The organism is Pseudomonas sp. A25(2017), from assembly GCF_002001065.1.
Lineage (GTDB): Bacteria > Pseudomonadota > Gammaproteobacteria > Pseudomonadales > Pseudomonadaceae > Aquipseudomonas > Aquipseudomonas kilonensis.
In genome coordinates this window covers 1-12,817 of the sequence record NZ_MUOA01000073.1, presented here as the reverse complement: position 1 = coordinate 12,817, position 12,817 = coordinate 1, and the positions used below count along the sequence as shown (strand labels likewise).

Here is a 12,817-nt window from a genome sequence, read left to right as displayed (position 1 = left end):
TTTTATGAGCTGGGGCAGTGTGGGATGGCCCATGGCTTGTGTATGCTCGGTGCTTGTTTCGGGTTCTCCACGCTCTACTGAATAAGAACAAGAACAGTGCCAATGACCCTCAATTCCGATCCGGCGGGCCCCTGTGTGGAGCCGCGGATCATCTGCAAGCAGTACGCCATGGAGATGGCGGTCGAGCGCACACGTCTGCTGTATCAGGGCTCGCTGCTGCCTACGCTGTTCATGTTGCTCAACGGTCTGGTCTGCGCCGCGCTGTTGTGGGAGCCGCGGCGCTATTTCCTGGTCAGCGTCTGGCTCGTCTGGTTGCTGTCACTGGTGGCCTTGCGGGTGATCCAGGTGGCGGCTTTCGATTCGGCGATGCCGAGCCGCCAGGCACACCCGATCTGGTTGCGCATGTTTTTGCTGGGTTCCGCGATGACTGGCCTGACGCTGGCTGGGGCCGGTATCGCGCTGGTCCCGGCCGACAGCTTCCAGCAGCAGGCCTGGGTGTTCGGCCTGATTGGCGCGGCGGCCCTGTCCGCCAGCGTGGCCTACGCGGTGAGTCTTCCCGCCTTCCTGTCCTTTACCTTGCCCTGCCTGTTACCGGCCATCGGCTATCTCTTCTGGGGCGGCGATGAGCAGCAACGCGGGTGGGGCTGGCTTGGGCTGATTGTGCTGGTCTCGTTGAGCGTGGTGGCCTGGCAAGTCAACCGCTTGATTCAAAGCAGTCTGTTGCGACGCTTCCAGAACCAGGCGCTGATCGAGCACCTGCAGCAAGCGCAAACCCGCAGCGCCCAGCTCAACGACGCGCTGGCCCGGGAGGTCGAACAGCGTCGTTCTGCCGAGGAAAAACTGCGGGCGGCCCAGGTGGGCCTGGAGGCGCGGGTAGCGCAGCGCAGTCTTGAACTGGAGGTCACCAGCCAGGCCTTGAGCAAGAGTGAGGCGCGTCTGGCCCTGGCGCTCAAGGCCAGTGAACTGGGGTTGTGGGATTGGAACCTGCAGACTGACGAAGTCCATCACACCCAGCTCAAGGAGCTCTTCGGCCTGGAGCCCGAATACATCACGGCGATGCTCACTCACCTCACTCCGCGCCTGCACCCTCAAGACCTGCCGGCGCTCAAGCGAGCCCTGGTCGAACACCTCAAGGGCCGCAGCGAGGATTACCAGATCGAATACCGTGTGCGTCACGGCGACGGTCACTGGGTCTGGATCGAAGACCGCGGCCGGGCCGTGGAGCGCAGCATGAGCGGGCGGGTGCTGCGTATGGTTGGCACCCGGCGAGACATCAGCGCCAGCAAGGAACTCGAGCAGCAACGGCAACTGGCGGCCACAGTGTTCGAAGCCGCCAGCGAAGGGATCGTGATTTTCGACCCCCACTACGTGCTACTCGCTGCCAATCAGGCGTTCACGCGGGTCACCGGTTTCAATATCGATGACATGCTCGGGCGCAACGTGGTGGATCTGCCGTGCAGTCGCGACGCGCGCCGGCATTACCCCGTCATTCGCCAAGCGCTCAAGCAGCACGGCACCTGGCAGGGTGAGTTGGTAGAGGCACGTGCCAACGGCGAGTTGTATCCGCAATGGCTGCAACTGAACGTCGTGCGCAATGCGCGGGGAAATGTCAGCCATATCGTGGGCTTCTTCGCCGATCTTTCGGCGCGCCGCGAATCCGAAGAACGGATGCGCTACCTGACCCATTACGATGAACTGACCGGGCTGGCCAATCGCTCGCTGTTTCGCGAGCGCCTGCACGAAGCTCATCAGCGTGTGCGCCAGGGCGGACGGCGCAGCCTGGCGTTGCTGCATATCAACCTGGACCGTTTCAAATTGCTCAACGACAGTCTCGGCCATGACATCGCCGACCAATTGTTGCAGAAAATGGCACGACGCCTGATCAATGCGCTGCCCGAGGCGGATACCATCGCCCGGTTATCGGGCGATGAGTTTGCGGTGTTGTTCGATGCCTATGGCAACCTTTCAAGCCTGGCGCGGGTGGCGACCCGGCTGGCCGCCAAACTGCGTGTGCCGCTGACCATCGAAGGCCATGAACTGGTGCTCAGTGCCTCGATTGGCATCAGCTTGTTGCCCGACAATACGCGGGAAATTGCCACACTGGTCAGCCAGGCGAACATGGCTATGCAGCATGCCAAGCATTTGGGGGGCAACAACTTCCAGTTCTACACCGATAGCCTCCAGGCCAGCACGCTGGAGCGCCTGCAACTGGAGAATCAGCTGCGCAAGGCCTTGGAAGAGCAACAACTGAAGGTCTTTTATCAACCAAAACTGTGCCTGGCGACCGGTCGCCTGAACGCCGCCGAGGCGTTGGTGCGTTGGGATCATCCGGCCATGGGCCGGGTACCGCCGGGGGATTTCATTGGCCTGGCCGAAGAGACCGGGTTGATCGGGCCGATTGGCGAATTCGTGTTGCGCCAGGCTTGTTGGCAGGCATGCGAATGGCAGCGCCAGGGGCTCGCGCCGATCAGGGTGTCCGTCAATCTGTCGGTGCATCAACTGCGCCAGGGCAAGCTGGTCAGCCTGGTGCGGCAGGTACTGGAAGAAACCGGTCTGGCCCCGCAATACCTGGAGCTGGAACTGACCGAGAGCCAACTGCTCGACAGCGTTGAACACATCATCGCCACGTTCCAGCAATTGCGGGACCTTGGAGTCAAGCTGGCGATCGACGATTTTGGCACCGGCTACTCATCGCTGAGCTACCTCAAGCGCATCCCGGTGGATTACGTGAAGATCGACCAGGCGTTCATTCGCGGGTTGGGTGAGGGCAGTGTGGATGCGGCAATTACCCGGGCAATCATTGCAATGGCCCATGGGCTGTCGCTCAAGGTCGTGGCCGAAGGCGTCGAGCGGCAGGAGCAGCTCGAATTCCTCAGGAACGAACGTTGCGATGAGGTTCAAGGGTATCTGATCAGCCGGCCGGTGGAGGCTGAAGGGTTGGCTGGGTTGTTGCGGGCGCAACACCTGGTTGAATGAGCCTGAACCGCAACGATAACTTCCCGTCAGGCAACGAAGTCGTCTGACGGAAAGTTATGGGGTCTACGCTTAGTTAGTGATTAGCACGTCATCGATGTGGTGCAGTAACTGGCCTTCGAAAAAGATACTGACGCCAGTGACATTGGAGTCGCCCAGCTCTTTGTATTCAACGAACTTGTCGGTCAGTACTTGCAGTGAAACTCCATCGGAATGTTCAAGTTTCAATTCCAGTCGCAGGTCAAAGGACTTGTCCTGTAGGTCGCTGCGTACCAGCGTCGGGGTAACGCCGCTATTGGCTACAGTGACGGTGCCAAAGGTGCGGAAAGATGCGGCACCTGGCATGCGGTCGATTTGTGCGGTCCAATCTTTAGTCGTGATTTTCATGGTTGTAACTCCTGTAGTTAAGTTGATTGCGTCCTGCGGGAGCCAATATATCTACTTTGACTTGAGAGTGTCTGCTCAATTGCGGTTGGTATTGTAAGGAGAAATGAGTTTCCGATGGCTTACTTGGTTCTGTTTTAAGATCTACTGTCTATTGTTACTGGAAGATATTGTTGAGGGGAGCAAGTTGCTTTAGGTGTTGGCTATTGACCAATAGACGATTTTCCCCGCGTTGAAAGCCCAGGACGGGCCTGGAAATCAGCGGATCGGCAGCGTTGAAGGTTTGCGCTACGGCACAAGCTGCTACATCGGGGGATCCTCGGCCAAAACAAAGGGGCAGCGCGGCAATCCAGTTACGTTTTGGACGGGCAAAAAGCCAATTCTTGTAGTATAACTACAAGCTTGCTACATCCCGGCATCTGCCCATAACAAGAGTCCAGTCCCTTGAACCTGTTGCAACACATCGCCCAGTCACGCCACTTGCTACGCAAGTCGGAGCTGAAAGTCGCCGATCACGTACTGCTTGATCCTGCGGCCGTGATGCATAGCTCCATGGCCGATCTTGCCCACAGCGTCGGCATCAGCGAACCGACCATCGTGCGTTTCTGCCGGGCCATCGGTTGCTCGGGTTTCCAGGACCTGAAACTCAAGCTGGCGCAAAGCCTGGCCGCCGGCGCGAGCTTCGGTCAGTTTGCGATCCACGAAGACGATTCAGTGGCGGACTACAGCCTGAAAATCTTCGACACGACCCTGCATACGCTGATGGAGGTTCGCGAGAAGCTCGACCCGGTGGCGTTGCAAAAAGCCGTCACGGCCATGTCCCAGGCCCAGCGTGTCGAGTTTTATGGCTTCGGCGCCTCGGGCGCGGTAGCAGCCGATGCCCAGCACAAGTTCTTCCGGTTGCTGCTGACGGCTGCGGCCTATTCCGACCCGCACATGCAGGCCATGTCAGCGGTGACCTTGAAACCCACCGATGTGGCGATCTGCATTTCCCAGTCGGGGCGTTCCAAGGACTTGCTGATCACCGCGAACCTGGTGCGCGAAAGCGGTGCCTCGCTGATCACCTTGTGTCCGAGCCAGACGCCATTGGCGGAACTGTCCACGGTCAACCTGGCCATCGACGTCCATGAAGACACCGAGATCTACACGCCGCTGACCTCGCGCATCGCCCACCTGGTGGTGATCGACGTGCTGGCAATGGGTGTCGCCATGGCCCGTGGTCCAAGCCTGGTCAACCATCTCAAGAGCGTGAAGCGCAGCCTTCGCAGCCTGCGGCTGTCGCCCAAGTCGGTGAAGGCGCTGGACGACTGAATCCCAAGCCCTGAGGTCGAGGGGCTTTTGTGGCGAGGGAGCAAGCTCCCTCGCCACAGGGATCGTTTGCCCGAATTCATCGTTCTGTAACGCACGCGCCGCCAAACCGTCATCCCGCGCCGTCATCGTAAAGCTCCCGTATACGTCTTGGGAGTCTCGACATGACCCAGTCCTACGAAGAACGCAGCGCCGTCAAAACCCGTCGTCAGCAGGAAGACCAGCGCCGCATGGCGTTCCGTCGTGCCATCGAAGACCGCTATGAACAGCGCCAGCTCCTGGCCGAGATCAGCGAGTTTCCTGACGCGGCAGAGTTCAATTACTGGCAGGCAACGCCGGCGGCTTCCCGTCGAAACGCTCAACCAGGCCGATGATCTGAGCGCGCTCGCCGCGAACGAATGCCAGGAAGGCGTGAGCCACCGGTGACAGGCGTTTGGCCCTGGCTTGCACCAGGCACCAGCTGCGGTACAGCGGCAATTCCTCCACCGGCAACTCGATGAGTGCGCCGGACGACAGTTCCCGGCTCACGGCGTGGCGCGTCAACAGCGCCACGCCCAGCCCGGCCACTACACACTCGCGCTGGGCCTCCGCCGACGCCACCTCCAGTGTCTGGGTGAAATGCCCCCGTTTCTCCTTGAAATACTCCTCGCAGGCCAGTCGCGTGCCGGACCCCGGTTCGCGCAACAGCAGCGTATAGGGCTCCAGGTCCTGCAAGCGCAGCGGGCCCATGTGGCACAACGGATGATCGGGCGGCGCCACGGCGACGATGGGGTTGTTGAGAAAGGGCAGGAATTCCAGGCCCATGTCCTGGGGCACCATGGACATGATCACCAAGTCGTCACGGTTGTCCGAGAGCCGACGGATGACCTGGCCGCGATTGACCACCGTGAGGTTCAGGTTGACCTCCGGATGCTGGCGCTTGAACGCGGCGAACAGGTGCGGGACGAAGTACTTGGCGCTGGACTCCACCGCCAGCTTCAATTGGCCTTGCAGCGAACCCTGCATGTCCGAGAGCTGCATGTCGAGGTTTTCCAGGCGTCCGAAGATGTCCCGGCTGGCACGTTGCAGGGCTTCGGCGGCTTCGGTCATGTAGAGCTTTTTGCCAACATACTCAAACAGCGGTTGGCCAATCAGCTCTTCCAGGGAACGAATCTGTAGGCTGACGGCCGGTTGTGTGAGAGACATTTCATCAGCTGCACGGCTGTAGGACCTCAGGTCGCACACCTCGTTGAAAATCTGCAATTGACGTAATGTCATACGCATCAATGACTTACGCATCTTTCAAGCACCCTGGGCCGAGACGGATAGCGCAACTATAAGTCTTTGCTTATGCATGACCCAATAATTATTCATTTTTGTTAATCAACAGCCAGGACTAGTGTGGGGCTGCGACCAATTGTTACATCTGGTCACGCGTCGGCCTGGACCCCAGGCCGTGGTATCACCGGCTCAAGGGAACCTCCAATTGATAACAAAGATCCTGATCGCCAACCGTGGTGAGATTGCCGTCCGCATCGTGCGCGCTTGCGCCGAGATGGGCATTCGCTCGGTCGCGGTCTACTCCGACGCGGACCGCCATGCGCTGCACGTCAAGCGTGCGGACGAGGCCCACAGCATCGGCGCCGATCCGCTGGCCGGCTACCTCAACCCGCGCAAACTGGTGAACCTGGCGGTGGAAACCGGCTGTGATGCCTTGCACCCCGGCTACGGTTTCCTCTCGGAAAACGCCGAACTGGCAGACATCTGCGCTGAACGCGGCATCAAATTCATTGGCCCTTCGGCAGAAGTCATTCGCCGCATGGGCGACAAGACCGAAGCGCGCCGCAGCATGATCAAGGCCGGTGTGCCGGTCACGCCGGGCACCGAAGGCAACGTGGCGGGCATTGAAGAAGCGCTGACCGAAGGTGATCGCATCGGTTACCCGGTGATGCTCAAGGCCACGTCCGGCGGCGGCGGTCGTGGTATCCGTCGCTGCAACAGCCGCGAAGAACTCGAACAGGCCTTCCCGCGGGTCATTTCCGAAGCCACCAAGGCATTCGGTTCGGCGGAAGTGTTCCTGGAAAAGTGCATCGTCAATCCCAAGCACATCGAAGCGCAGATCCTCGGTGACAGTTTCGGCAACGTGGTGCACCTGTTCGAACGGGACTGCTCGATCCAGCGCCGCAACCAGAAGCTGATCGAAATTGCCCCGAGCCCGCAGCTGACCCCCGAGCAGCGTGCCTACATCGGCGACCTGTCGGTGCGTGCCGCCAAGGCCGTGGGCTACGAGAATGCCGGCACCGTGGAGTTCCTGCTCGCCGAAGGCGAGGTGTACTTCATGGAGATGAACACCCGGGTGCAGGTGGAACACACCATCACCGAAGAAATCACCGGTATCGACATTGTTCGCGAACAGATCCGCATCGCCTCCGGGTTGCCGCTGTCGGTCAAGCAGGAAGACATCCAGCACCGTGGCTTTGCGTTGCAGTTCCGCATCAACGCCGAGGACCCGAAAAACAACTTCCTGCCCAGCTTCGGCAAGATCACCCGCTATTACGCCCCTGGCGGCCCGGGTGTGCGCACCGACACGGCGATCTACACCGGCTACACCATTCCGCCGTTCTACGATTCGATGTGCCTGAAACTGGTGGTCTGGGCGTTGACCTGGGAAGAAGCGATGGACCGTGGCCTGCGGGCCCTGGATGACATGCGCCTGCAGGGGGTCAAGACCACCGCCGCGTATTACCAGGAGATTCTGCGCAATCCGGAATTCCGCAGCGGCCAGTTCAATACCAGCTTCGTTGAAAGCCACCCTGAACTGACCAACTACTCGATCAAGCGCAAACCCGAAGAGCTGGCCCTGGCCATCGCCGCCGCCATTGCCGCCCACGCAGGCCTGTAAGGAACTATGACCATGTCCAAGAAGATCTTTGTTACCGACACAATCCTGCGCGACGCCCACCAATCGCTGCTCGCCACCCGCATGCGCACCGAAGACATGCTGCCGATCTGCGACAAGCTCGACAAGGTCGGCTATTGGTCGCTGGAAGTGTGGGGCGGCGCGACATTCGACGCTTGCGTGCGCTTCCTGAAAGAAGACCCGTGGGAGCGCCTGCGCCAACTGCGCGCGGCGCTGCCCAACACCCGTCTGCAAATGCTCCTGCGCGGCCAGAACCTGCTGGGCTACCGCCATTACAGCGATGACGTGGTCAAGGCGTTCGTGGCCAAGGCTGCGGTCAACGGCATCGACGTGTTCCGTATTTTCGATGCGATGAACGACGTGCGTAACCTGAAGGTCGCCATCGAAGCGGTGAAGGCTGCCGGCAAGCACGCCCAGGGCACCATCGCCTACACCACCAGCCCGGTGCACACCATCGACGCGTTCGTGGCCCAGGCCAAGCAGATGGAAGCCATGGGTTGCGACTCGGTGGCGATCAAGGACATGGCCGGCCTGCTGACCCCATACGCCACTGGCGAGCTGGTGAAAGCGCTGAAGGCCGAGCAATCGTTGCCGGTGTTCATCCACTCCCACGACACCGCCGGCCTGGCCGCGATGTGCCAGCTCAAGGCGATCGAAAACGGCGCCGATCACATCGACACCGCGATCTCCAGCTTCGCCTGGGGCACCAGCCATCCGGGCACCGAGTCGATGGTCGCGGCCCTCAAGGGCAGTGAGTTCGACACCGGCCTGAGCCTGGAACTGCTCCAGGAAATCGGCCTGTACTTCTACGCCGTGCGCAAGAAGTACCACCAGTTCGAAAGCGAGTTCACCGCGGTGGACACCCGCGTCCAGGTCAACCAGGTGCCGGGCGGGATGATCTCCAACCTCGCCAACCAGTTGAAAGAGCAGGGCGCACTGAACCGGATGAACGAAGTGCTGGCGGAGATCCCGCGCGTGCGCGAAGACCTCGGCTTCCCGCCGCTGGTGACCCCGACCTCGCAGATCGTCGGTACCCAGGCATTCTTCAACGTGTTGGCCGGTGAGCGCTACAAGACCATCACCAACGAAGTGAAGCTCTATCTGCAGGGCGGTTACGGCAAGGCGCCAGGCTCGGTGAGCGAGAAGCTGCGTCGCCAGGCCATCGGCAGCGAAGAGGTGATCGACGTGCGTCCGGCCGATTTGCTCAAGCCGGAAATGACCAAGCTGCGCGGTGAAATCGGTGCGCTGGCCAAGTCCGAAGAGGACGTACTGACCTACGCCATGTTCCCGGACATCGGTCGCAAGTTCCTCGAAGAACGCGAAGCCGGCACCCTGACCCCGGAAGTGCTGATGCCAATCCCCGAGGCGGGCAGCGTGAGCTCGGCGGGCGGCGAAGGCGTGCCGACCGAGTTCGTCATCGACGTTCACGGCGAAACCTACCGCGTCGACATCACCGGTGTGGGCGTCAAGGCCGAAGGCAAGCGTCACTTCTACCTGTCCATCGATGGCATGCCGGAAGAGGTCGTGTTCGAACCGCTCAATGAATTTGTCAGTGGCGGCAGCAGCAAGCGCAAGCAAGCCACTGCACCGGGCCATGTCAGCACCACCATGCCGGGCAACATCGTTGATGTGCTGGTCAAGGAAGGCGACGTGGTGAAGGCCGGTCAAGCAGTGCTGATCACCGAAGCCATGAAGATGGAAACCGAAGTGCAGGCGGCCATCGCCGGCAAGGTCACCGCGATTCATGTAGCCAAGGGCGACCGGGTCAACCCGGGCGAGATCCTGATCGAGATCGAAGGCTGAGTAAACAGCCTCGATACAACGCTTTAACCTCGGGGGGGCATGTGCTCCCCTTTTTTTTTGCCTGTCAGAACATCATTCGCCACTGGCCCATGAGTGCACCGTTGCGGTTGTCCTGGCCTGTTTCGCCGTTGTAGCTCAATCCCAGGGTGTGCCGGGGCGAAACGGCCAGGTCCAGCCCCGCTTCCAGGAGCAGGCTGTCACGGTCCAACTCGATACCTTCGACGGTATAGATGCCACTTCCGCTAGCCATACGCTGATGTGAGGTGCCCCTTACGTCGCCATACAGGTGCTTCCAGCCGACATCCAGTCGCGGCGTCAACCGCATGCCTCGGTCGAAAATCAAAGGACGGGCGAGGCGCAGGCCGAGGTCGCTGCTGTAGTGTTCCTGTGCCTGGCCGTTGTACAGCAACGCGGCGTCCCCACCTTTTTCGGTATAGGCATCGCGTTGATAGCGCTGGTAACCCACTTGGACATAGGGTTCGATATCGAAATGTCCAACATCCAGGTTGTAGCCGATCTGTCCAAAGACCTGCTGTGTCGTGGCATCGTAACGACCCTTCAAGCGATCCCTGAATCCGTTGAAGGCAACGTGGCGCTTGGTGCTGCCGTCATGACTGCCATAGACAGCGCCCAGGCGCAGCGCCAGCGAACCTTCCTGGCGCAAGGCGTAAGCGCCTGCGAGCCAACTGTCCAGGGCACCGTCGAACTGATAACTGTCCATCCGCGTCTGGGTCTTGCTGCCGATGATGCCCAGCCGCCAATCGGGGCTGACAGCCCAATCAGTTCCCAGCATCAAACCTTTTGTCGAATGCTTGAGAGCAAAGTTTCCCAATTGCTTGGCGAGGCTACCGCTGTTGCCGATGGCCTGGACCCAGACTTGGCCGTTGTCGTACCCATCCGCCGGACTTCTCCGGCTCATGGCCGAGAGCATTCCCGTGCTGATCGGCGCGACACTGCTCAGGGTGACATTGCCCAGGTCGGCGGTGTCATAACCGCCCAGTTGGTCGATGGCATCGGCGGCGGTGGTCAGGTTGGTGCCAAGCAGGGCGTTGATGGCGGCGTTGGGTTTGGGCACAGGTTGGGTGGCCGACGATTGAGCCGCAGGTGTTGGCGCGGTACTGGCAATTTTTGGTGGTTCGGGGAGTTTTGACGTTGGGCGAGTGGCTTGCGGCTTGGCGGCTGGGGATGGTACTGGCGCTGAAGTGCCGCTAGGTGCTGGCGGCGATGGTTTGGCTGATTGCGGCGTCGGGATAGCGCTTACAAATTCTTGGCCGTTGGGATTTACCGTGGCTTTCTCAAGGAGCACCTCGTTGCGAGCGAGGACCAGTCCCACTTGTTTCTCCGTGGTGTAGTCCGGTGTAGCCGTCATGAAAGCGAGTTCATTGATGACCTTCCCAAACTTACTATCGATCTTGTCCGCCTTGATCACGACGTGCTTGCCGGCTTCGGTGGGTTCGCCCGATACAGAGATGATTTTCAGCGTCGCATTACCCAAGGTGGCTGTACCGCCAACCTTGATCATGGCGCTGCCTTTCTCTGCATCAATCCCATAAACCAGCGTTGCGCTCCTGGAAAACTTGAGATCGTTGATAACCGAAGGGGCACCCAGTTCTGGTCCGACTTCCATCAGGCCCGTGACATCCAGCGTGTCGACCGTCCCGTTACCGACGAACGTACCCTTCTTCCCGACAAGCACAGGTCCGGCCACGGTACCGCGGTTATCGAATACGCCGAGAACGTGCACCGCGCCCGTAATCTGGCCGGTGTTGGTCAGCCTGGCCTTCGAATCGACCAGGCTTCCTCCGTTGAAAGCACCGCCGTTTGACCATTCACCTTGCTTGAAATACGAATCCTGGAAGTTGCGTGTTTCGCCTAATGCGCCTCCCTCGGCAGCATCCAATAGCAAGACATTGGTACCTCCGCCACCGTCGGTGAGCCCGAAAAGTTTGCCTTGCTTGCTTACGATCACCAGATCATTGCTGTTGTCCTTCAACAAGGGTGTTTCGCGGGCATTGGTGACATTTTCACGTTTCGTATCCGCTGAAGGATCCATGAACGTCTTGAGGCGGGCTTGCATTTGGGCGGTTGTTTCAACGGGGCGGGCTTCCCCGGCAACTGACTGGGCCATCGAAACCTCGGCACAGCCAAGCGCCAAGGCTATTGCCAGCGCGAGATGTTGAGGCAGGAATGAATGTTGGGTTCGCATCGAATGTGACCTCTCATGAAGGAGGTCGCACTTTAAAAATTTCACCCTGGGCGGCGATGCCAGCCATCTCCTCGCCGTGGGAAAGATTCGGCGGATGAAATTTGTAGGCTGCTGGTGCTGCGATCAGCGTGTTGGTTCGTTGGCTTTCATGGTTCGAGGCTTTGCCTTACAGCCCGCACGGACCTTTCTGTTTGACCAGTATTTGACGGGGCAATCACTGCCGGCGGATGCCTTGTTTAAACTGTTGGGATGAAGACTTGAGGTTGTCCGGCAGCGCTCATTCGAAAGTGCAACTGACCAACTGCTCGATACAGATTGGGCTCGCGATGGTAGGCTTCCGGCCGATCAAAATTGAGCTTTGTAAACCCATTCTGTGTTTCGCGTAGGATGGTATCCGAGATACGGAAAATCAGCGTTGTATCGTTAGGGCCTCGCCTATAGTTCTCTCGTCACCGACAAATCGGTGATCGATCTTAGCCGGTCGAACAAGAGTGCACGAGCGCCCCCAATGGCGGCGCTTTTTGCTGCCTGTGTTTTACATTTATGGCGGCTGTGCGGGGGACATCTTCGGGTGTGCCGGATTCTCTTGTCCGGTCGGCTAACCCGCGTACAGCTGCCACCCACATTCGTTTAGCCGCGAGCGGTGGTAGCTCCCAACTCAAGAGAGCAACCCGATGATCAAGTACCATCCCCTTCAAGCAAATACCAGCGCCGGTGCCACACTGTTTATCGACACAGAAGCTGGCGCTTCCGATCTTTTGGAAACGGCTTCGCATCGCATCAAAGCCGCTCGAGACTTGCTCAACAGCGTTTCCTGTCTATGCATGAAAAACGCCGAAGGCTATGACCTGGAGCATTTCGCCAACGCCGCGCATCTGTTGTTGCAGGATGGTTGCGATGCGCTGGAAGTGTTGGGGTGGAGCATTGATGGGTGTGATTTCCAAACTGCACCTGCTAGCGATTCGGCTGCACCTCAGACGGATTTTCCTGTTTAGCCGTTGAGCTGGGTGGGATTTTGGGGGCGGGGTGTATATCCGTTTCTGCGGTAACGGCCACTTAAGGTTCCGCCCTGACGGCGGGTCACTTTCGAAAAGCGCGAAAGTAACCAAAGCGCTCCTGCCCCACCACTCGGTGCCTCGCTTAGGCTCGGCATGCCTGAACGAAGGCATTGCTCCGTGGGCCGCCGCGAAGGGCCATCCATGGCCCAGCGCGGCTAACCCGGCATCCATGCCGGGTTGCCCACT

The 12,817-nt window shown here is 59.7% G+C and carries 9 protein-coding genes; 6 read left to right on the top strand and 3 right to left on the bottom strand.

Annotation, left to right across the window (positions count from 1 at the left end):
• The first annotated feature begins 102 nt into the window (after window positions 1-102).
• Entirely contained in the window at window positions 103-2,976 is a 2,874-nt protein-coding gene (locus B0E42_RS17895) for a bifunctional diguanylate cyclase/phosphodiesterase (RefSeq protein WP_077506960.1), read from the top strand.
• Window positions 2,977-3,045: 69 nt separating this feature from the next.
• Here B0E42_RS17895 and B0E42_RS17890 read toward each other — a convergent pair whose 3' ends face one another.
• Window positions 3,046-3,360: a hypothetical protein gene (locus B0E42_RS17890; protein ID WP_018613925.1), complete on the bottom strand. Its 315-nt coding sequence runs from the start codon at window positions 3,358-3,360 to the stop codon at window positions 3,046-3,048.
• Window positions 3,361-3,801: 441 nt separating this feature from the next.
• On the opposite strand from B0E42_RS17890, the gene hexR reads away from it, so the two are divergent.
• Both hexR and B0E42_RS17880 read left to right on the top strand, forming a co-directional pair.
• A complete protein-coding gene (gene hexR, locus B0E42_RS17885; RefSeq protein WP_003187110.1) occupies window positions 3,802-4,668 on the top strand; it encodes a transcriptional regulator HexR in 867 nt (288 codons plus the stop codon).
• 161 nt (window positions 4,669-4,829) lie between these two features.
• Window positions 4,830-5,039 (top strand): PA3496 family putative envelope integrity protein, encoded by a 210-nt coding sequence (locus B0E42_RS17880; protein WP_018613928.1) that lies wholly within the window; start codon window positions 4,830-4,832, stop codon window positions 5,037-5,039.
• Here B0E42_RS17880 and B0E42_RS17875 read toward each other — a convergent pair.
• Window positions 4,981-5,943 carry a LysR family transcriptional regulator gene (locus B0E42_RS17875; RefSeq protein ID WP_077506959.1) on the bottom strand — a complete coding sequence of 321 codons (963 nt, stop codon included), beginning with the start codon at window positions 5,941-5,943 and terminating at the stop codon, window positions 4,981-4,983. The two genes, B0E42_RS17880 and B0E42_RS17875, sit on opposite strands and share 59 nt — an antisense overlap.
• 187 nt (window positions 5,944-6,130) lie before the next feature.
• On the opposite strand from B0E42_RS17875, the gene B0E42_RS17870 reads away from it, so the two are divergent.
• Together B0E42_RS17870 and oadA are read left to right on the top strand one after the other, a co-directional pair.
• Window positions 6,131-7,546, top strand: a complete 1,416-nt coding sequence (locus B0E42_RS17870; RefSeq protein ID WP_003187105.1) for an acetyl-CoA carboxylase biotin carboxylase subunit — start codon at window positions 6,131-6,133, stop codon at window positions 7,544-7,546.
• A 12-nt stretch (window positions 7,547-7,558) separates the two neighbouring features.
• Complete coding sequence (gene oadA / locus B0E42_RS17865) at window positions 7,559-9,367, top strand: sodium-extruding oxaloacetate decarboxylase subunit alpha (RefSeq protein WP_077506958.1); 1,809 nt, start codon at window positions 7,559-7,561, stop codon at window positions 9,365-9,367.
• A gap of 64 nt (window positions 9,368-9,431) precedes the next feature.
• Here the strand turns inward: oadA and B0E42_RS17860 are convergent, their stop codons facing one another.
• Entirely contained in the window at window positions 9,432-11,573 is a 2,142-nt protein-coding gene (locus B0E42_RS17860; RefSeq protein ID WP_077506957.1) for an autotransporter domain-containing protein, read from the bottom strand.
• 674 nt (window positions 11,574-12,247) lie between these two features.
• On the opposite strand from B0E42_RS17860, the gene B0E42_RS17850 reads away from it, so the two are divergent.
• Window positions 12,248-12,568 (top strand): hypothetical protein, encoded by a 321-nt coding sequence (locus B0E42_RS17850; protein ID WP_077506955.1) that lies wholly within the window; start codon window positions 12,248-12,250, stop codon window positions 12,566-12,568.
• Window positions 12,569-12,817 lie beyond the last annotated feature (249 nt).